Here is a 19,741-nt window from a genome sequence, read left to right on the forward strand (position 1 = left end):
TCAGCGATCGAGGAGCGCGAACAGGCGCTCCCACCGGTCCACGACCGCGTCCGGCGAGAACCGCCGGACGGACTCGCGGGCGGCCCCGCCGAGCCGCCGGCGCAGCTCGTCGTCCTCCATGAGCCGGGTCAGCGCGCCGGCGAACCCGGCCGTGTCGCCCGGCGGGACGAGGAGCCCGGCGGCCTCGTGGGCCACCAGCTCACGGACCCCGGGCGCGCAGTCGAACGCCACGACCGGCAGACCGTACGCCATGGCCTCCATGACGGACATGGGGAAGCCCTCCTCCCGGGACGACAGCGCGAACACCGAGCCGCCGGTGAGCGCCCGCTCCAGGTCGTGGGTCGGCCCGGCGAACTCGACGCCGCCGTCCACTCCGAGCTCGCTCGCGAGCGCCCGGATCCCGGGCTCCTCGGAGCCGGAGCCGTACAGCCGCAGCCGCCAGCCGGGGTACCGCGGCGCCACCCGCGCCCAGGCCTCCAGCAGCAGGTCCAGGCCCTTCTCGTACGACATGCGGCCCAGCCACACCACGACCCGCTCGTCCAGCGAGGCCGTACGGGCGGGGTGCACGTGCAGCGGGTTCGGCATCGCGGCGGCGGCCGGCATGCCCGCCACGGCCCAGGCGTCGGCGTCCTCCCGGGTGAGCGCGAGGAAGGCGTCGGCGCCGGAGAAGTACCTCTTCACCCGTTCGTAGCGGGAGGACGCCCGGGTCGCCGCGTACGACTCGTGGCTCATGCCGACGACCGTCATCCCCCGGGTGTCGGCGAGCGCCACCCACTCCATCGCCCACACCTGGGCGGCGATGACGACGGCCCCCGGACCGGCCGTGCGGAAGATCTCCGTCAGCCGTCCCGCGGCCCTGCGCATGCCGGCGCGCCGCACGGCCATGCGGGTCCAGGCGGCCGCGTCGAGCCGGTCGAGGGCGGTGCGGGGCCGCCACCTCGGCGCGGGCGGCCGCTCGTACAGCACCGAGATCTCGTACGGTGTGTCCCGGCCGTAGTCGTGGGGGTGGTCGGCGTGCGTGACCCCGACCAGGCGCACCCGGTGGCCGCGCTCGGCCAGCAGCCGGCCGATCTGGTGAGCCCAGCGCTGGAGGCCGCCCAGCTCCTCGACGTTGTTGCAGACGACGAACACGTCCCGGTGCTCACCCACGGGGGCCTCCGGCGAAGATCGCGTCGACGACGGCCTTGGCGGCCGAGCCGGTGTCGTACTCCCCGAACCGCTCGGCGAAGCGCCGCCGCCGCCCGGCGTGCCGGTCCGGGCCGGAGCGGGCCTCCCGCAACGCGTCGAACAGCTCGTCCTCCCCGGTGACGACGGGCCCGGGCGCCACCTCGGCGAGGTCGAAGTAGGCGCCGCGCCGGCTCACGTAGGCGTCGGCGTCGGGGGTGTGGAACACCATGGGCCGGTCGAGCAGCGCGTAGTCGAACATCAGGGACGAGTAGTCGGTGACGAGCACGTCCGACAGCAGCAGCAGCGGGGTCACGTCGTGCACCTCGCCGACGTCGACGACGGCGTGCCCGAGGCCGGGCGGCACCACGACCGCGCTGAGGTAGTGGGCGCGCACCAGCAGGACGTGGGTGCCGCCCAGTTCCCGGACGAAGCGGCCGAGGTCGAACGGGATCTCGAAGCGCCGCTCCGGCCTGCCCTTCTCGTCGGCGCGGAACGTCGGCGCGTACAGCACGACGGTCCGGCCGGCCGGCAGCCCCAGCCTGCGCCGCAGCGCGTCCAGCTCCCCGGGGTCGCCGCCGTTGACGAGCGGGTCGTTGCGCGGGTAGCCGGTGGGCAGCAGGTCCGCCGTCACGCCGAGGCCCCGGACCAGGGTGCGCCGGTCGTGCTCCGAGCGGATGAGGAAGTGGTCGTACCGCTCCACCATGGCGCGCATCCGCTCGCGCCGGGCGCGGGTGCCCGCCTTCGTCCGCGGCTCGTCGAGGCCCATCCGCTTGTACGCCGAGCCGTGCCAGGTCTGGAGGTACGTCGTCTCCGGCCGCTTGACCAGCCCCGCGGGGAAGCCCTGGTTGTCCACCCAGAACTCGGCCCGCGCGAGCGCGTGGTAGTAGGCCCAGGAGCCGCGCCTGACCAGCTCGGCGTCCGCGGGGAAGCCCTTGGCTGCGCCGCGGTACGACCAGACGGCCCGGTGGCCGGTCTTCCGGCGGCGCAGCTCCTCGTAGACGTACTTGGGGTTGTCGGAGTACTGCGCCCCGAGGTGGCTTTCGAACACGACGGTCCCCCGCCGGATCGGGAGCCGCCGCAGCAGCGCGTTGTAGACGGCGATCTTGGTCCTGCGGCTCCTCAGCGCGGCGAGGACCGCGCGCTCGCGCCGGGTCACGGCCCGCCAGATTCGGGCGCCGCCGCCGCTCGCCGCGATCCTGCGGGCCAGGGGCAGGGTGGCTCTGGCGATCGCGCCCCTGGCCACCGTGCGGAGGGCGAGCTCGCCCGACTCCGGCACGTAGAACTCCATGAAGTCGCCGGCCACGCGGGTCAGGCGCGGCCGGACGGCCAGTCCGGGCTCCTCGTAGCCGACGTCGGAGGAGGTGAGCCGGACCGTGACGTTCCGCCCGTCGGCCGACAGCACCAGCCACAGCCCGAACGTCTGGTCCACGAGGCCGATCGGCCGGATCACCCTCCCCGGATGGAAGGACGCCTCCCAGCGGATGCGCCTGCCGTCCGTGGAGACGGCGGCCGGCACCGAGAACGCCCTGCCCTTGCGCTGCCGGTCCCGGAACTCCAGCCTCCCGGTGAGGCGGTCCGGGGCGATGCGGCCCAGCGGGTTCACCGCGTCGCCGGCGACGCGCACCTCGCTTCCCCGCCGGGTCACCGAGGTCACCCGCCCGCCCAGCTTGAACGACCGGAACGGCGCGCTGTGCACGCCGAGGTCGGTCACGTCGAGCACGCGCCGGGCGAACGCGCCGTCGAGGTGGCGGTCGCACCAGTAGACGCGGCCGTCGCGCTCGACCAGGTCGGTCGACAGCGTCGGGCGCACGCCCTTCCTCGGCCGGTAGTCGGCCGCGGCCAGCGCCGCGTCGTAGTCGCCGCACAGGACCATCAGCCCGGCGATCGCGGGGATCGGCCGGCCCTCCTCGAACGCGGCGGGGCCCAGCTCCGCGAGGTACTCCCGGGCCAGGTCGAGGAACTCCCGGCGGTACTCCGCGTCCCGGCTGCGCAGCTCCCGCAGGTAGAGGATCAGGTCGTGGTTGAGGAACTTGGCGTCCTTGCGGCGCTTGAGCCCGGCCGCGCCGTGCCACAGGAACTCCTCGTCCACGGCCCGGTGCACGGCCAGCCGGTCGGCGAAGTTGCGCAGGTCCGCCCGGCGGTTCGTGATGGACAGGTTCGGCCCGCGGCGCACGACGGCCCAGTTGTAGACCCGGTGCGGCACGACCGCGATCCGCCGGGCGGCCAGGTACGCCTGGGCGCTCCACAGCAGGTCCTCGTAGTGGAGGCCCTCGACGAAGCGGAGCCCGGCCCGCTCGATGAAGTCGCGGCGGTAGCACTTGTTGGTGCTGAGCGTGTCGTACAGGAGGTCGGGGTTGTCGAGGACGCTCTCGTAGACAGCCGAGCGCCGGTACTGGCCGGGGTACCAGGCGCGCTCCTCGCCCGTGTCCGTGAACACCCGCACGCAGCGCCCGGAGACGAGGTCGGCCCCGGTCTCCTCGGCCGCGGCGAGCAGGGTGCGGCAGGCGTGCCGGTCGAGGGTGTCGTCGCTGTCGAGGAACATCACGTGGTCGCCGCGGGCGTGCTCCAGGCCCACGTTGCGCGGCCGGCCGCATCCGCCCGAGTTCTCCGGCAGCCGCACGACCCGCACCCGGTCGGGATGGGACGCCGCGAACCGCTCGGCGACCCGGGCCGAGCCGTCCGTGCTCGCGTCGTCGACGATCACCACCTCGACCGACCGCAGGGACTGCTCCAGCACGGACCGCACCGCGTCCGGCAGCCGGCGGGCGTCGTTGTAGACGATCACCACCACGCTGACCGCGACGCCGCCGGACGCCCCCCGCGAGGACACCACGGGCACCCACCACCCCTCGATTACTACTACCGCCGTAGTAGTCGCGAGATGCTAGTACCCGCTCGGTTAACTCCGGGTTCACGGAGTTAGCGCAATGTGCCGGAAATGTTCACGCATGCGAGGTGAGCGTGGCGGGCTCCGACCTCTCGAACAGCGACTCGGTGTCGGCCCTGGCCTCGTTCACGGCGATCAGGCACAGGGTCAGGACCGCCACGAGCGCGGCCACCGCGAACGGCCGCCGCCGCGGCGGGGCGTCGAGCAGGCAGGTGATGCGGTCGGGCACGGCGCCGTCGCTGAAGGCCAGCGCGGCCGGTCCCACGGCGTGCCTGCTGGTCGCGAGCGCGGCGCGGATGACGGCGCGGGCGGCCAGGCGGCGGTCGCCCACGTGGGCCGCGGCCCGCTCGTCGGCCCATCGCTCGGTCGTGTACTCGACGGTCCGCGGCAGCGCGGCGAGCATCGGGTTCAGCGCGGCCGTGACGGCCGCGGCCAGCCGGTAGAGGTGGTGGCGGTCGCCCAGGTGAGCCCGCTCGTGCGCCAGCAGCACCCGCCGCTCCTCGGCGGTGAGCGCGCGGAGCATCCCCGTCGTGACGACGATCCGGCCCGCGCGCCGCCCGGGCACGGCCCGGGCGCGGGGTACGGCGTCCCTCACGATGACCAGGTCGCCGGCGCCGGGGTGGGCCCCCCGGCACGCGCGGGCGGCCTCCGCGAGGGCCAGGCCCCGCCGTACGGCGGTCGCGGCGGCGAGGACGGCGAGCACGGCCAGCAAGCCCAGCGCGGCCTGGCCGACCAGCGGCGGCACGGGATCGTTGGCCTTCAGCAGCCGCACCGACCAGTCCCCGAACGCGGCCACGGCCGGAAGCTGGCCGACGTAGGTGCCGGCGAGCGCGGCCAGCGCGAACGCCGTGCTGAGCGCGCACGCGGCGCCCGAGGCGACCAGCAGCCGGGTCCCCGTGGCCGGCGCCAGCCGCCGCCCGAAACGCGGGATCGTCAGCCCGAGCAGGGCCGACACGAGGAACGGCAGGTAGACGACGAGGCGCATGTCAACCGTCGACCTCCCGGAGCAGCCGCTGCAGCACCTGCTCGTCGTCCGGCGACAGCCGGGAGACGAACTCGGCCAGCACGGCGGCGCGGTCGCTGCGGCGTGCCAGCAGGTCGCGCATGGCTTCGGCCGTGTGCGCGGCCTCGCCGACCGCGGGGGCGTAGACGAACCCGCGACCGGCCCGCTCCCGCGTGGCCAGGCCCTTGCGGTGCAGCCGGGCCAGCGTGGTCATCACGGTCGTGTAGGCGAGCGAGCCGCCCAGCTCCGCCTGGACGTCGGCCGGGCTCATCGGCCCGGCGGCGGCCCACAGCGCGGCGAGGACCTCGTCCTCCAGCATCCCGGGCGACCTCTTGTCGGAGTGTCCCTGATCCCCGGCCATGGGAACGCGCCTCCCTTTCACCACGTCCTACTATCGGGATAGTAGAAACTATCGGGGTAGTAGTTCAGGAGCCTACACGGGCGAAGGAGGCGGCGGATGGAACCGTCGGAGGACGGCACGGCACGCGAGGGGGGCCGCATGACGGTGCGCTACCTCCTCATGAACGCCTACAGCGTCGGCGGCACGATCCGGACCGTGATCAACCAGGCGAACGCGATGGCCGCCGCGGGACACGACGTCGACCTTGTGAGCGTCTTCCGGACCCGGCAGGAGACGAGGTTCCCCGTCGACCCCCGGGTGCGGCTGCGCTCCCTCGCCGACCTGCGCGGGCCCGAGTGGCGGCACCCGCTGCGCACCTGGCTCGTCCGCCGTCCGAGCACCCTCGTGCCGCCGGCCGAGGTCCGTTACACGACGTTCAACCGCTTCAGCGACCCCCGGATCGTCGCCTACCTGCAGACTTTGCACGGCGGCGTGCTGGTCACGACGCGGCCCGCATTGAACCTGCTGGCGGCCCGGTTCGCGCCGAGGGACGTGGTCCTGGTGGGGCAGGAGCACATGCACCTCGACTCGCACAAGGCCGGCCTGCGGGCCGAGATCGAGCGCTGGTACCCCCGGCTCGACGCGCTGGTCGCGCTCACCGAGACCGACGCCGCCCGGTACGGCGCGCTGCTCGCCGGGAGCGACGCCGCGGTGGTCGCGATCCCGAACGGGCTCACCCCGGCCGAGCGGCGCCCGGCGGACGTGGACGGCACCACCGTGGTGGCGGTCGGCCGGCTGACCCCGCAGAAGGGGTTCGACATGCTGATCACGGCGTTCGCCGCCGTCGCCGCGGCCCATCCGGAGTGGCGGCTGCGCATCTACGGGGACGGCAGGGAGCGGGCCCGGCTGCTCAGGCTGGCCGGCCGCCTCGGCCTGCGCGACCGCGTCTTCCTCATGGGGACGACCATGAAGATCGAAAAGGAGCTGGCGAAGGGGTCGCTGTTCGTGCTCAGCTCCCGTTCCGAGGGCTTCGGCATGGTCCTCATCGAGGCCATGGCCCACGGCCTGCCCGTGGTCAGCTTCGACTGCCCCGAGGGCCCGGCGGAGATCGTCACGCCGGAGCGGGACGGTCTGCTGGTCCCGCCCAAGGACGTGGACGCCCTCGCGGCCGCGATCACGCGCCTCGTCGAGGACCCGGCGCTGCGCGCGTCCCTGGGGGCGGCCGCCCGCGCGTCGTCGGCCCGCTACGGGATGGACGTCGTCCACGCCCGCTGGGAGGCCCTGTTCGCCCGGCTCCTGACGGCCCGCGAGAACGCCGGAATTCAGGGAGGTACGCTCGGAAAGGCCGCGAACCGGTGACGAGAGGACGACCGCCGATGACCACCACAGCCCCTGTCGCGAGCCCCGTCGACTTCGCCGCCTTCGGCGACTACACGGTCAAGGCCGCCACCCGGCCCGACGGCTCCTTCGTCCGCCCGCTCTACCCGTTCCGGGACCGGATCACGGCGGACGGCTCCAGCGGTTTCCCCGCCGAGCCCGGCCGCTACCACCTCTACGTGTCGCTGGCCTGCCCGTGGGCGCACCGTTCGGTCATCGTCAGGGCGCTGCTCGGGCTGCAGGACGTGGTGTCGATGTCGGTGGTCGACCCGATCCGCGACGGGCGCGGCTGGGCGTTCCGCGAGGGGCCTGGCCACGGGCCGGACGAGGTGAACGGCTTCACGCTGCTGCGCGAGGCGTACGAGGCGACCGAGCCGGGGTACGACGGCCACGTCTCCGTGCCCGTGCTGTGGGACCGGCGGACGGGCCGGATCGTCAGCAACAACTTCCCCGACATCAGCATCGACCTCGGCACGCAGTTCGGCGCGTGGGCCGCGCCGGGGATCGACCTCTACCCCGAGGCCCTCCGCCCGGAGATCGACGCCCTCAACGACACGGTGTACGCCACCGTCAACAACGGCGTCTACCGGTGCGGCTTCGCCGAGAGCCAGGCCGCGTACGACGAGGCGGTGACCGCGTTGTTCGCCACGCTCGACGAGCTGGAGGAGCGGCTGGCCGGCCGCCGGTACCTGTTCGGCGACCGCGTCACCGAGTCGGACGTGCGCCTGTGGGTGACGCTCGCCCGGTTCGACTCCGTCTACGTGACGCACTTCAAGGCCAACCTGCGGCGGCTGTCGGACTACCCCAACCTGTGGCGGTACGCCCGCGACCTCTACGGGAACCCGGCGTTCGGCGGCACCACCGGCTTCGGCCACATCAAGCGGCACTACTACGGCACCCACCCGCGGCTCAACCCGCTGCGGATCGTCCCCGCCGGCCCCGTGATCGACTGGAGCCTTCCTCAGGAGGGGTGACCGGGGAGCGCGGCGCAGAGACGGTCGAGCTCCTCCTCCGTGTTGTAGTAGTGGACCGAGGCCCGGACCATCGGCGGCAGCCCGCGGGCCTCGAAGTCCCACCGTGCCGAGGTCGGCCAGGACACCGACACGTTGATCGCCTGTTCCGACAGCGCGCGGGCGACGCCGGCGCTCTCGTGGCCGTCGACGGTGAACGTCACGATGCCGCAGCGCCGGACGCCCGTGTCGCGCACCGTCACGCCGGGGATCGCGCGCAGGCGCTCGCGCAGGGTCTCCGCCAGCCCGGTCACCCGCTCCTCGATCGCGTCAAGGCCGAGGCCGAGGGCGTAGTCGGCGGCCACCCCCAGGCCGATCTTGCCGGCCACGAAGCCCTCCCAGTTCTCGAACCGGCGGGCGTCGTCGTGGACCGTGTACCCCCCGGCCGAGGTCCAGGTCGCCGCGTGCAGGTCGAGGAACGGCGGCTCCAGATCACGGAGGATCCGGCGGGAGCAGTACAGGAACCCGGTGCCCCGGGGTCCGCGGAGGAACTTGCGGCCGGTCGCCGACAGCAGGTCGCAGCCGATCTCGCGGACGTCCACCCGCATCTGGCCGACCGACTGGCACGCGTCGAGCAGATAGGTCACCCCGGCCTCGCGGGCCACCCGGCCGATCTCGGCCGCCGGGTTGACCAGGCCGCCCTGGGTGGGCACGTGGGTGACGGCGATCAGTCGCACCCGCTCGTCGATCATGTCGCGCAGGGCGCCGGCGGACAGCGCGCCGCTCTCGTCGTCCGGGACCGGCTCGACGCGCACGCCGTGCCGCCGGGCGATCTGGAGGAACGGGATCACGTTGCCGGCGTACTCGGCGCGGGATGTGAGGATCCGGTCGCCCGGCCGCCAGGGCAGCGAGTAGAAGGCCATGTCCCAGGCGCGGGTGGCGTTCTCCACGATGGCGATCTCGTCGCGGCCGGCCCCGACGAGCGCGGCCAGCGCGTCGTAGGCGTGCTCGGTCCGCGCCTCCTCGGCGCGGGCGGCCCTGTAGCCGCCGATCCGCTCCTCCAGCCGCAGGTGCCCGACGACGGCGTCGGTCACCGGCCGCGGCGGCAGGGACGATCCCGCGTTGTCGAGGTGGACCACCTCCGCGCATCCCGCCGTGTCGGCCCGCACCCGCTCGACGTCGATCCCCACGGCCACCTCCGCGTACGGTCCCGGACGACCATTCTGCCCGCCTGATCACCGAGGTGACCGGACGGCGTCCTGTCCCAGCACGTGGTGGTCGACGAGGTCGAGGAAGGCCCGCACGGCCGCGCTGGGCCGCCGGGTGGCCGAGGTGGCCACGGACAGCGACCAGGTCAGGGTGGCGCCGGCGGTCCGCAGGACCCGCAGGTCGGGGTCGTGCGGCGCGACGAACTCGGGCAGGAACGCGACGCCGAGGCCGTGCCGGACGTAGGCCGAGCCGGTCGCGACGTCGGCCACCTCCAGCCGGACCCGCCGCTCCACCCCGGCGGCGGCGAAGGCCCGGTCCACGACGGTCCGGTTGCCGTACCCGGGCGGGAAGTCGATGAACTCCTCCTCCGACAGCCGCGCCAGCGGGACGGCCTCCTCCCCCGCCAGCGGGTGGTCGGCCGGCACGACGAGCACCAGCGGCACCGCCGCCAGCTCCCGTATGGCGAGCCCCGGCAGGGGCCCGGGCAGCGAGACGAACGCGGCGTCGAGTTCCCCGGCGACCAGCGCCTGGGCCAGCCCGGCCGAGCCGGTCGGCGCGATCCGCAGGCGCATGGTGACGCCGGGATGCTCCGCGTGGAAGCGCCCGAGCAGGGCGGGCAGGTCGACGAGCGGCAGCGAGGTCAGCGTGCCGATGTCGATCGTGCCGCGCAGACCGTCCTCGGCCGCCTGGACGGCCTCCCGGGCCGAGCGGACCGCGTCCAGCACGGCTCTGGCCTCGGGTAGCAGCACGCACCCGGCGTCGGAGAGGGAGACCCGCTGGGAGGTGCGGTCGAACAGCGTCACCCCGAGCTCCCGCTCCAGCGACCGGATGGCGGCCGAGACCCCGGACTGCACCACGTGCAGCCGCCGGGACGCACGAGTGAAGTTCAGCTCCTCGGCGACGGCCACGAAATACTCGAGATGACGCAGCTCCATACTGCGATTATCACAGATCGTGATTGATCTCAGCACCAGCATTCGTTGGACTCGATCGCTGGGCGACGGCCATCCTTGTCGTGGACGAGGACCACCGCGAGCGAATGGACGAGACGTGCCCATCGCCCCCCGGACGCAGATCGAGATCCGCCGGACCGCCGGCCGTCCCTCCGCGTCCCACCACGCCGGATTCTGGTTCGCCGCCGTCGCGTTCGCCGTCCAGATGGGGTTCGGCACGGCGCCCACCCCGCTCTGGCCGCTGTACGAGGCCGGTGACGGCTTGGGGCCCACGACGGTGACCGTCGCCTTCGCCCTGCTCATGGTGGGGGCGGCCGCGAGCTTCCGCACCCTCGGCCACCTGTCCGACCGGCACGGCCGGCGGCGGGTGATCGTCCTGGCGCTGCTGACGGCGACGGCCGCCACCCTCGTGCTCCTCGCGTGGCCCTCGCTCCCCGGCCTGCTCGCCGGGCGGTTGCTGACCGGCGTGGCCCTCGAGATGCCGGCCTCCACGGCCACGACGCACCTGTCCGACCTGTACGGCCGGGCGCACCCCCGCCGCCCCGGGTCGGGCGTGCCCGACGTGGTGGCGACTGCGGCCATGATCAGGGAGCGGCTCGGCATCGGCGCCCCGCTCGCGGGCGGGCTGCCCGGGTTCGTCACGTTCCTGGCCGCCGCCGGGGGCCGGCTCGCCCTCGGGCACGCCGCGCCCCGGCGGATCCTCCTGACCGGGCTCGCGCTGTTCCCCGCCGGCCTGGCGCTGGTCGCCGTGTCGCTCGGCCCCCCGGCCCTGTGGCTCTACCTGCTCGCCTCGGCCGCGGCGGGAGCGGGAGCCGGGCTGCTGTTCAAGGGCGTGCTCGCCGTGTTCTTCGTCGTCGCGTACGCCGTCATGGGCCTGCAGGCGATCGGGTTCGGCGTCGCGAACCAGGGCTTCGGGCTGCTGCCGTCGATGATCGGCTTCGCGGTCCTGCTGTCGGCGGGAGCGGCCGCCTCGGTGGCCGCCCTGCCGGGCAGAGCCGGCGCCTGAGGCACAGGCGCTGTTCTATTCGCGAATCGGGGCTCGCATAATCGGGACATGACCGAAACGAGCCCCGTCCGCGCGGAGGGGTGGGCGTTCCTGACCAACCACGCGCACGTGCTGCTGGCCATCGCCCGCGACCCCGACGCCCGGCTGCGCGACGTGGCCGAGGCCGCCGGCATCACCGAGCGCGCGGCCCAGGCCATCGTGGGCGACCTGGAGGAGGCCGGCTACCTGCGCCGGGAGCGGGTGGGCCGCCGCAACCACTACGAGATCAACGCGCTGGCCCGGCTGCGGCATCCCGCGGAGCGGGAACACGGCGTCGCCGACCTGCTCGCCCTGTTCGGGCCCCGGCCCGCCCTTGACGGCGGAAGTTGATTTCGTGAATACTGAAACGTAGTTCGAGGGGGAGTACCCGCACGCCTCAGCGTCGTCACCACGGCCGCCGCCGACCGGCGGTCCGGCGCGAGGGCCGTCCTCCGGCCCGGGGAGACCGTCGACCCGCTCTGTCCGCCGTACGGCGGAGATGGAGAGGTTGACGATGCCGTCGAATGTCCCGTTGTGGGCGTGGGCCGCGGTTCTCGCGATCATCCTGCTCATGCTCGCGATCGACCTGGTGGCCCACCGCAGGGCCCACGTCGTCGGGTTCCGGGAGGCCCTCGCCTGGTCGGGGGTCTGGGTGGCGCTCGGCCTCGGGTTCGGGGCCGTGGTCTGGCTGACGCTCGGCCCGGACGCCGGGGGGCAGTACCTGGCGGGATACCTCATCGAGAAGTCCCTCGCCGTGGACAACGTGTTCGTGTTCGCGCTGCTGTTCGGCTTCTTCGCGGTGCCCCGGGAGCTCCAGCACCGGGTGCTGTTCTACGGCGTGCTCGGCGCGCTCGTCTTCCGCGCCCTGTTCATCGGCGTGGGCGCCGTGCTCCTGCAGAACTTCCACTGGGTGCTCTACGTCTTCGGGGCGTTCCTGCTCTACACGGGCGTGAAGATGGCCCGCCACTCCGCCGTCGAGGTGCACCCGGACCGCAACCCGGTGCTGCGCGCCATGCGCCGGGTCGTGCCGGTCGCCGGGGAGTACCACGGCGCCCGCTTCTGGATCCGCGACAACGGGCGGCTGGTCGCCACCCCGCTGATGGCCGTGCTCGTCGCGGTCGAGACCACGGACATCGTCTTCGCCGTCGACTCGATCCCGGCGATCTTCGCGGTCACGAACGACACGTTCCTGGTGTTCACGTCCAACGCGTTCGCGATCCTGGGCCTTCGGGCCATGTACTTCCTGCTCGCCGGGGCCTTGCACCGGTTCGGCCACCTCCGGTACGGCCTGGCCGCGATCCTGGTGCTGGTGGGCGTGAAGATGCTGCTCGCCGACGTGTACAAGGTGCCCGTCTGGCTGTCGCTGTCCGTGATCGCGGCCTGCCTCGCGGCCTCGGTCGCCTGGAGCCTGGTCGCGAGCCGCCGGTCGGAGCACGTCCCCGAGCCGTCCCGCGAGTGACGGCCGGGCGCGACGGCGGCGGAACCGGGCCTCGCGCGCGGAGGCCGGCTCGCCCTACGCTGCGGAGATCGACGATCTGGCAACGTGGCCGGCGGCACGGGACGACCGGCCGCCGGCACGCGGGAGGAGAGGTATCCGCCGTGGTGAACGGATCCGCCCCGGACGACGCCGCCGCGGTCGCGCTGACGAGGGTGACCGGCATGCGCGACTGGTACGCCCGGCAGGCGGCCAGGGCCAGGCTCGGGCACCGGGGCACCGAGCTGGGCGTCATCGTGCTCGGCGCGGCGGTCCCGCTGACGGCGGCGCTGGGCCTGGGCAGCACGGTCGCCGCCGTGCTCGGCGCCGGGGTCGTCGTCCTGACGGGCGTCCGCGGGCTGTACCAGTGGCACGAGAACTGGCTCGCCGCCATCGACGCGCAGCTGTCCCTCGAGACCGAGCTCGCGCTGTTCGCGGTGGGCGCGTCCCCCTACGACGGCCCCGATCGCGCGGCGGTCCTGGTCCGGACGGCCGAGGCGGTGAAGACGGCGGACGCCCGGCAGTGGAGCAGCCGCCGCCGAGCGGCTCGCGTCCCCGACGGCGCCGGAGCCGGTTCCGCGGCCGACCTCAGCTGACCGCGCGGCCCGGCGCCGGTCTCGTGGCCGACTCCGGACGACCTCGCGGGGCCGGCGCGGGCGGGGTCAGGAGAGGGCCTGGCCGACCGGGTGGCGGCGGGCCAGCCGCAGCAGGGCCTGCACCGACGGCTCGACGGGCCCGAGGCCGGGCCGCCACCACGCCTGGACGGCCACCGTCGCGGGCCCGGGGACGTCGAGGGCCACCAGGTCGCCCGACGCGAGATCGGCGGCCACCGCGAGCCGCGGCAGCAGGCCCACGCCGCGCCCCTGGGCGATCATCCGTCCGAGCGCGGCCTTCGAGCCGGTGACCACGGTGCGGGACTCCACCGGAGCCGCGCCGTCGAGCCGGGAGCCGAGATGGGAGTAGAGCATCTGCGAGGTGCAGCCCTCCTCGGCGAACACGAACAGGGCGGCCGCGAGCGCCTCGGGGGTCGCGGCGCCCGGCTCGGCCAGCGGGTGGCCGGGCGCGGCGACCAGCACCACCCGGTCCCGGCCGATCACGGCGTGCGGGCCTGGCGCCGGCGCCCCGTTGTCGTACAGGAACAGCAGGTCGAGCCGTCCCTCCGAGAGGGCCTCGCGGAGCCGCTCGCGGGTGTCGACGGTCAGCGTCACGTCGACGGCCGCGGCGCGCCCCGCGGCGCCGTGGTCGAGGGCGGTGAGCAGGTCGGGCAGCCAGTGGAAGGCCAGCGTCTCCTGCGCGCCGACTCGCAGCCGGGGCCGCAGGCCCGCGACGGCCCGGCGCATGCGCTCGTCGAGGTCGAGGGCCTCCCGCGCGTACGGCAGGAGCGTCAGCCCGGCCTCGGTGGGGGTCGCGCCCGAGCTGCTCCTGTGCAGCAGCGCGACGCCGAGCTCCCGCTCCAGGCGGCCGAGCTGCGCGCTGAGGCTCGACTGGGCGTAGCCGAGCTTCTCGGCCGCCGGGGAGATCCCGCCGAGGTCGGCCACGGTCACGAACGCCTGCAGGAGCCGCGAATCCACCGGCTCATCGTCGCATCGGACACTCCGATGGGGCCATCGGATATCCGGCGTGGCCGGTTCCGCGGTCTCGCCGCGACCCTCGGCACATGGCACTCATCACCGCCCGGGGGCCGCGCACCGCCCCCGCCTTCGCCGCTGTCGCGGCGGGCAACTTCCTGGTGCTGCTCGACACCTCGATCCTCAATGTCGCCCTCCCCGACCTGCGCCGCGACCTCCATGCCCCCGTCGCCGCGCTCCCGTGGGCCGTCGACGCGTACACGGTCGTCTTCGCGGGGCTGCTCCTCGCGTCGGGGTCGCTGGCCGACCGGTGGGGGCCGCGCCGGGTCTACCGGGTGGCGCTGGCGGCGTTCGGCCTGGTGTCCCTGCTCTGCGCGGCCGCCCCCGGCGCCGGGGCGCTGATCGGCGCCCGCGCCCTGCTTGGCGTCGCGGCGGCCGGGCTCGTCCCGGCGTCGCTCGCGGTGCTGGCCGCGCTGTACCCCGAGCCCGCCCGCCGGGCCAGGGCCGTGGGCGCGTGGGCGGCCGTCACGAGCCTCGGCCTGATCAGCGGTCCGGTGCTCGGCGGCGTCCTCGTCGCGCTCGGCGGGTGGCGGCTCGTCTTCCTGGTCAACCCGCCCGTCGCGCTGGTCGCCCTCCTCGTGTCGCGCGGGCTGCCGTCCGGGCCCGCCCGCGGGGGGCGTCCGGTGGACCGCGCGGGCCTCGCCCTGTCGGTGGCCGGGCTCGGCTGCCTCGCTTTCGGGCTCATCGGCGCGGGGACCGAGGGGTGGACCCGGCCCGTCCCCCTCGCGGCCCTCGCCGCGGCGGCGCTCGCCTTCGCCCTGCTGGCACGGGTGGAGCGGCGCCTGGCCCGGGACCCGGCCCGTTCACCCGTGCTGCCGCCCGTGCTGCTCGCGACCGGCCGCGTCCGCGCCGGCCTCGTCACCGGCCTCATGGCGACGTTCCTCGTGTACGGCCTGCTGTTCGCGCTGACCCAGTGGCTCCAGGAGGACGCCGAGATGAGCCCGCTGCGGACCGGCCTCACCCTGCTGCCGCTGACGCTGCCGATGGGCTTCATGCCGTTCGTCACCGGACGGCTCGTGGCCAGCGCCGGAGCCCGGCCGGTGATGCTCGCCGGGCTGGCCGCCGACGCCGCGGGCGGGGCGCTGCTCCTCCCGGCGGGCGTACACGGGCCCATCCCGCTGATCGTCGCCGCCCAGGCCGCGCTGGGCCTCGGCAGCACGCTGGCCATCCCCGCCGCCATCGCCGACATGGCCGGGGCCGCTCCCCCCGCGCTCGCGGCCACCGCACAGGGGGCGCTCAACGCCGCCCGGCAGGCCGGCGCGGCGCTCGGGGTGGCGGTGCTCGGGACGCTCCCCACGCTGCCCGCCGCGGGCGCCGTCCTCGCGGGCGGAGCCTGCCTCGCCCTGGTCGTCGCCGCGCTCGCCGGAGGCCGTACGGCCCGCGAAACGGGGCTTTTGATTTCCCGCTGACGATCGCCCACAATCAGGAATGATCCGGACGGTGAGAGGGGCGCACGCGATGCGGGAGACGGGGGCGGAGCGGCTCCCCCGCGGGTCGTCCCCGGTCGCCGTACCGACGCCGCCGACGACGGAGGTGGCCTGATCCCCGGCCTGTACGGCATCAGCGACCTGCACGTCGGCCATCCCGAGAACCGGGAGATCGTCGAGGCCGTGCGGCCCGTCTCCCGGGACGACTGGCTGATCGTGGCGGGGGACGTCGCGGAGACCCCGGCCGACGTGGAATGGGCGCTCGGCACGCTCGCGGCCCGCTTCGCCCGGGTCATCTGGGCCCCCGGCAACCACGAGCTCTGGACCACGGCCGACGACCCCGTGCGCCTGCGGGGCGCCGCCCGGTACGACCACCTGGTCGGCCTCTGCCGCGACCTCGGCGTCGCCACCCCCGAGGACCCGTACCCGGTGTGGGACGGGCCGGGCGGACCCGTCGCGGTCGCCCCGCTGTTCGTGCTGTACGACTACAGCTTCCGCCCGGCCGGCGCCGCCACCAGGGAGGAGGCCCTCGCCACGGCATTCGCGGCCGGCGTCGTGTGCACGGACGAGTTCCTCCTCCACCCCGATCCGCACGAGAGCCGGGACGCCTGGTGCCACGCCCGGGTGGCCGAGACCGAGCGCCGGCTCGCCGCGACCGATCTGCCGACCGTCCTCGTCAACCACTTCCCCCTGGTCAGGGAGCCGACGCTGGTCCTGCATCATCCGGAGTTCGCCCTGTGGTGCGGCACCGACCGCACGGCCGACTGGCACGTCCGGTTCCGGGCGGCCGCCGTGGTGTACGGCCACCTGCACATCCCGCGGACCACCTGGCACGACGGCGTCCGTTTCGAGGAGGTCTCGCTGGGCTACCCGAGGGAGTGGCGGACCCGGGCGTCCGGGCCGTCGCGGCCGCGGGCGGTGCTCGTCCCGTGATCGAGCGCATCCTCCCCGAATGGGCGGCCACGGCCGAGGAGTTCGGCGACGTGCCGGAGGACACGCTGTTCCCCGAGGAGCGGCCGCTCGTCGCGCGGGCCACGGGGATGCGGCGACGGGAGTTCGTCACCGGGCGGCACTGCGCGCGGCAGGCGCTGTCCCGGCTGGGCGTGCCCCCGGGGCCGATCCCGCGCGGCGAGCGGGGCGCGCCGGTCTGGCCGCCCGGGACGGTGGGCAGCATCACGCACTGCTCCGGGTACCGCGCCGCGGCCGTGGCCGAGGGACGGGTCGCGGCCGCGATCGGCATCGACGCCGAGCCCCACGGGCCGCTCCCCTCCGGGGTGCTGCCGACCGTCGCCTCCCCCGGCGAGATCGCGGCGCTGGGCGCGCTAGGTCCCGGGGCGTGCTGGGACAGGATCCTTTTCAGCGCCAAGGAGGCCGTCTACAAGGTGTGGTTCCCCCTCACCCGCCGATGGCTGGACTTCGCCCAGGCCGTCGTCGAGATCGACCCGGACGGGGGCTTCACGGCGTCTCTCCTGGTGGCCGACCCCGCGATGGGCACGCGCACGCTCGGCGGCCGCTGGCTCGTGTCGGACGGCCTGGTCGCCACCGCCATCGCGCTTCCGCGGTAGGTTCTCCCGGCCGCCACGCCGCTTGACCCCGCGCTTACCGGTTTTTTGCCCGCGTGAGGTGTGCCGGGGCGCGCCCTGTCGTTTGGATTGCTCCTCGGGTCCCCGGAAATTGTCGGTCGGCCCTGCGAGGCTGTGGCCCGGACCGCGAGAGCCGGCACGAGGACCATCGGACGAGGAACCGCCCATGCTCACCACGCAGTACGTCACCGGAGCTCCCAACTGGATCGACCTCGGGACGCCCGACACCGAGGCCGCCGTCGCGTTCTACACGCGGCTGCTCGGCTGGGAGTACCAGTCGGCCGGCCCCGATTCGGGCGGGTACGGCTTCTTCCACGTCGGCGGGAAGACCGTCGCCGCCGTCGGCCCCCTCATGGACGAGGGCGCCTCCTCGGCCTGGGTTCTCTACTTCCAGACGCCCGACGCCGACGCCACGGCCAAGGCCGTGCGGGAGGCGGGCGGCGTCGTCCGGTTCGAGCCCTTCGACGTCTTCACCAACGGCCGGATGGGCGGCTTCACCGATCCCGGCGGCGCCGAGTTCGCCGTCTGGCAGCCGGGCGAGACCAAGGGCCTCGACGCGGTGCGCGTGCCCGGGTCGCTGGCCTGGACCGAGCTCTACGTGCCCGACCCGAGCGCCGTCCGCCCGTTCTACCAGGCCGTCTTCGACTGGCGGGTGGAGGAGACCCCGTTCGGAGACGCCACCTACATCGTGCTGTCGACCGCCGAGGGCCAGGAGCCCGACTTCGGCGGCGTCATGCCGCTCCAGCCGGGCGACCGGCCGCACTGGCTCGTCTACTTCGAGGTCGCCGACAGCGACGCCGCGGTGGAGATCGCGCGTGAGCTGGGCGGCGAGGTGATCGTGCCCCCGATGAGCGTCGAGGGCGTCGGCCGGTTCGCCATCCTCACCGACCCCTTCGGCGCCCGGTTCGCCGTGATCACCAGCGTCACCACCTGACCCCGCTCTGACCCCGCTCTGACCCCGCCCTCCCCCGCCCCGCCACCGGCCCGTTCAGGTCCACACCCACCTGTGCACCACCTGCCGGGCCGGTGGCCCCCGGGCGTGTCGCGCGCCTGAGCCGCCCACCCGTCCGGGACACGTGCCGAAGCCGTGCCCCAAAGGAACTCAGGCCGCGCTGCTGTCGGGGCCCGAGCCCCACCGTCCATTTTCGGGGGCCGAGCGCCGCCGTCCACGCCCGCGTGAAGCGCCTATTGTCGCCGGTGTGAAGGTGTGCGCCCCTCCGGTGTGGCCGTCGTCGGTAACGGAGGCCGAGGCCGTCCAGGAGTCCCTGCGCCCGCGGCTCGACCTCACAGGGCCCGGGCCCCTGCGGCCCTCGACGGTAGCCGGCGTGGACGTCGCCTACGCCGGCGACCGCTTGGCCGCCGCGGTCGTGGTGCTCGACGGGACCAGCCTGGAGGTGCTGGAGCAGGTGACCGTGACCGGGCCGGTCGCGTTCGGGTACGTGCCCGGGCTGCTCGCCTTCCGTGAGCTTCCGAGCCTGGTCGAGGCGCTGGAGCGGCTCACGCTGACGCCCGGGCTGATCGTGTGCGACGGGTACGGCCTGGCGCACCCCCGGCGCTTCGGGCTGGCGTGCCACCTGGGGGTGCTGACCGGGCTGCCCACGATCGGCGTGGGGAAGACGCCGTTCGTCGGGACCTTCGACGAGCCGGGGCTCCCACGCGGGTCGTGGAGCGAGCTCCGCCTCGACGGGGATGTCGTCGGGCGGGTCCTGCGCACGCGCGACGGCGTCAGGCCGGTGTACGTGTCGGTGGGCGACCGGATGGACCTGGAGACGGCCTGCCACAACGTGCTCGCCCTCACCCCGCGCCACCGGCTGCCCGAGACCACCCGCGCCGCCGACCGCCTCTGCCGCCGGGCGCTCGCGGACAGCCTCACCTGAGGCGAAACCGGCGTCGCCGGCCCTGCCTCCGGGGAGGCCGCGAGGAACCCCTCAGGCACCAGGTGAGCAGGTCTCGAGGTTGACTCCTCAGGCCTCGGGTGAGGAGGTCGCGAGGTGGGCGGCGGCCACCTTCTTGGGGACCACCATCCGCCAGGCGTCCACGATGATCTCCCGCATCTCCGCCTCGTCGATCGCGGCCAGCCAGACGCGCACCCAGTTGTACCGCTCGTCCGACGGGCGGGGCATGTGGAACTTGTCCGGCTCGGCCGCCACCAGGGCCGCCCGCTCCTCCTTCGGGAACGCGAACCCCATGGACGTCTCGTCGGCCGATATCGCGGCGTAGACGATCCGGCCCACCCGGAAGGTGATCCGGTCTCTGACCAGCCTCTCCTCGGTCCTCGGCAGGCCGTTCGCCACCCGCCGCACGTCGTCGGCCGTGATCACGCCGCACCGCCCGACAGGTGGCGCTCTACCGAGGCGACCTTGGACTCCAGCCGCCCGCCGTCCCCGGGCCGGGCGTCGGCCTTCAGGACCAGGCTGACGCGGGAGGAGCGCGCCTCGACGGCGGCCACCGCGTCCTTCACCACCGCGAGCACCTCGTCCCAGGTGTCGCCCTCGACGGTGGTGAACATCGCGTCCGTGCGGTTGGGCAGGCCCGACGCGCGGACCACCCGGACGGCCTCCGCGACGATCTCCCCGACGTCCTCGCCGACCCCGATCGGCGTGACGCTGAACGCCACGAGCACCGACATGGCTTCCCCTCCCTGTCTCCTGCCGCCCTACGGCCCGAACGCTAGCAGCGCCCACCGACAGGACCCGTGGTGCAGCGGCGTACGAGAGGA

The 19,741-nt window shown here is 74.5% G+C and carries 20 protein-coding genes; 11 read left to right on the forward strand and 9 right to left on the reverse strand.

Translation table 11 applies throughout. The annotated features are described in order from the left end of the window. The 4 genes from Mco01_RS22280 to Mco01_RS22295 all read right to left on the reverse strand — a co-directional run bounded on the left by Mco01_RS22280 (position 1) and on the right by Mco01_RS22295 (position 5,418). Positions 1-1,149 carry a glycosyltransferase gene (locus Mco01_RS22280; RefSeq protein ID WP_204058828.1) on the reverse strand — a complete coding sequence of 383 codons (1,149 nt, stop codon included), beginning with the start codon at positions 1,147-1,149 and terminating at the stop codon, positions 1-3. Continuing rightward, positions 1,142-4,006, reverse strand: a complete 2,865-nt coding sequence (locus tag Mco01_RS22285) for a bifunctional glycosyltransferase/CDP-glycerol:glycerophosphate glycerophosphotransferase (protein WP_239103821.1) — start codon at positions 4,004-4,006, stop codon at positions 1,142-1,144. Before Mco01_RS22285 ends, Mco01_RS22280 begins: the two co-directional genes overlap by 8 nt. Before the next feature lie 103 nt (positions 4,007-4,109). Continuing rightward, on the reverse strand, positions 4,110-5,039 hold the full coding sequence (locus tag Mco01_RS22290) for a M56 family metallopeptidase (RefSeq protein ID WP_204058829.1): 930 nt from the start codon (positions 5,037-5,039) through the stop codon (positions 4,110-4,112). A gap of 1 nt (position 5,040) precedes the next feature. Then, positions 5,041-5,418: a BlaI/MecI/CopY family transcriptional regulator gene (locus tag Mco01_RS22295; RefSeq protein ID WP_204058830.1), complete on the reverse strand. Its 378-nt coding sequence runs from the start codon at positions 5,416-5,418 to the stop codon at positions 5,041-5,043. Positions 5,419-5,514: 96 nt separating this feature from the next. On the opposite strand from Mco01_RS22295, the gene Mco01_RS22300 reads away from it, so the two are divergent. Together Mco01_RS22300 and Mco01_RS22305 are read left to right on the forward strand one after the other, a co-directional pair. Beyond that, entirely contained in the window at positions 5,515-6,756 is a 1,242-nt protein-coding gene (locus Mco01_RS22300) for a glycosyltransferase family 4 protein (RefSeq protein ID WP_239103822.1), read from the forward strand. Positions 6,757-6,773: 17 nt separating this feature from the next. Next, a complete protein-coding gene (locus Mco01_RS22305) occupies positions 6,774-7,748 on the forward strand; it encodes a glutathione S-transferase family protein (protein WP_204058831.1) in 975 nt (324 codons plus the stop codon). On the opposite strand, the gene Mco01_RS22310 is transcribed toward Mco01_RS22305, so the two are convergent. Both Mco01_RS22310 and Mco01_RS22315 read right to left on the reverse strand, forming a co-directional pair. Then, positions 7,736-8,914: an aminotransferase class V-fold PLP-dependent enzyme gene (locus Mco01_RS22310; RefSeq protein ID WP_204058832.1), complete on the reverse strand. Its 1,179-nt coding sequence runs from the start codon at positions 8,912-8,914 to the stop codon at positions 7,736-7,738. The genes Mco01_RS22305 and Mco01_RS22310 overlap by 13 nt on opposite strands. A 45-nt stretch (positions 8,915-8,959) precedes the next feature. Next, a complete protein-coding gene (locus tag Mco01_RS22315; protein ID WP_204058833.1) occupies positions 8,960-9,868 on the reverse strand; it encodes a LysR family transcriptional regulator in 909 nt (302 codons plus the stop codon). 115 nt (positions 9,869-9,983) lie between these two features. Between Mco01_RS22315 and Mco01_RS22320 the strand changes: the two genes are divergently transcribed. From Mco01_RS22320 to Mco01_RS22335, 4 genes are all read left to right on the forward strand, one after another. Continuing rightward, the gene (locus Mco01_RS22320; protein ID WP_239103823.1) at positions 9,984-10,892 is read left to right on the forward strand and encodes an MFS transporter; all 909 of its coding nucleotides are present in this window, start codon (positions 9,984-9,986) and stop codon (positions 10,890-10,892) included. 48 nt (positions 10,893-10,940) lie between these two features. After that, the gene (locus Mco01_RS22325; protein WP_204058834.1) at positions 10,941-11,261 is read left to right on the forward strand and encodes a helix-turn-helix transcriptional regulator; all 321 of its coding nucleotides are present in this window, start codon (positions 10,941-10,943) and stop codon (positions 11,259-11,261) included. A 163-nt stretch (positions 11,262-11,424) separates the two neighbouring features. Then, complete coding sequence (locus Mco01_RS22330) at positions 11,425-12,369, forward strand: TerC family protein (RefSeq protein WP_204058835.1); 945 nt, start codon at positions 11,425-11,427, stop codon at positions 12,367-12,369. A 140-nt stretch (positions 12,370-12,509) separates the two neighbouring features. Then, positions 12,510-12,980: a DUF4231 domain-containing protein gene (locus Mco01_RS22335; protein ID WP_204058836.1), complete on the forward strand. Its 471-nt coding sequence runs from the start codon at positions 12,510-12,512 to the stop codon at positions 12,978-12,980. A gap of 66 nt (positions 12,981-13,046) precedes the next feature. Here Mco01_RS22335 and Mco01_RS22340 read toward each other — a convergent pair whose 3' ends face one another. After that, positions 13,047-13,955, reverse strand: a complete 909-nt coding sequence (locus tag Mco01_RS22340; protein ID WP_204058837.1) for a LysR family transcriptional regulator — start codon at positions 13,953-13,955, stop codon at positions 13,047-13,049. A gap of 86 nt (positions 13,956-14,041) precedes the next feature. Here Mco01_RS22340 and Mco01_RS22345 point away from each other — a divergent pair, with 86 nt between their 5' ends. From Mco01_RS22345 to Mco01_RS22365, 5 genes are all read left to right on the forward strand, one after another. Next, positions 14,042-15,421 carry an MFS transporter gene (locus Mco01_RS22345; protein ID WP_204058838.1) on the forward strand — a complete coding sequence of 460 codons (1,380 nt, stop codon included), beginning with the start codon at positions 14,042-14,044 and terminating at the stop codon, positions 15,419-15,421. A gap of 129 nt (positions 15,422-15,550) precedes the next feature. Next, entirely contained in the window at positions 15,551-16,372 is an 822-nt protein-coding gene (locus Mco01_RS22350; protein WP_204058891.1) for a metallophosphoesterase family protein, read from the forward strand. Continuing rightward, positions 16,369-17,004, forward strand: a complete 636-nt coding sequence (locus Mco01_RS22355; RefSeq protein WP_204058839.1) for a 4'-phosphopantetheinyl transferase family protein — start codon at positions 16,369-16,371, stop codon at positions 17,002-17,004. Before Mco01_RS22350 ends, Mco01_RS22355 begins: the two co-directional genes overlap by 4 nt. 184 nt (positions 17,005-17,188) lie before the next feature. Next, positions 17,189-17,956, forward strand: a complete 768-nt coding sequence (locus Mco01_RS22360; RefSeq protein ID WP_204058840.1) for a VOC family protein — start codon at positions 17,189-17,191, stop codon at positions 17,954-17,956. Positions 17,957-18,221: 265 nt separating this feature from the next. After that, on the forward strand, positions 18,222-18,899 hold the full coding sequence (locus tag Mco01_RS22365) for an endonuclease V (protein WP_204058841.1): 678 nt from the start codon (positions 18,222-18,224) through the stop codon (positions 18,897-18,899). Positions 18,900-18,986: 87 nt separating this feature from the next. On the opposite strand, the gene Mco01_RS22370 is transcribed toward Mco01_RS22365, so the two are convergent. Together Mco01_RS22370 and Mco01_RS22375 are read right to left on the reverse strand one after the other, a co-directional pair. Then, positions 18,987-19,343 (reverse strand): MmcQ/YjbR family DNA-binding protein, encoded by a 357-nt coding sequence (locus Mco01_RS22370; RefSeq protein WP_204058842.1) that lies wholly within the window; start codon positions 19,341-19,343, stop codon positions 18,987-18,989. Next, complete coding sequence (locus Mco01_RS22375; RefSeq protein WP_269750534.1) at positions 19,340-19,651, reverse strand: thiamine-binding protein; 312 nt, start codon at positions 19,649-19,651, stop codon at positions 19,340-19,342. Before Mco01_RS22375 ends, Mco01_RS22370 begins: the two co-directional genes overlap by 4 nt. Positions 19,652-19,741: the final 90 nt, after the last annotated feature.

It is taken from the genome of Microbispora corallina (assembly GCF_016863035.1).
GTDB lineage: Bacteria > Actinomycetota > Actinomycetes > Streptosporangiales > Streptosporangiaceae > Microbispora > Microbispora corallina.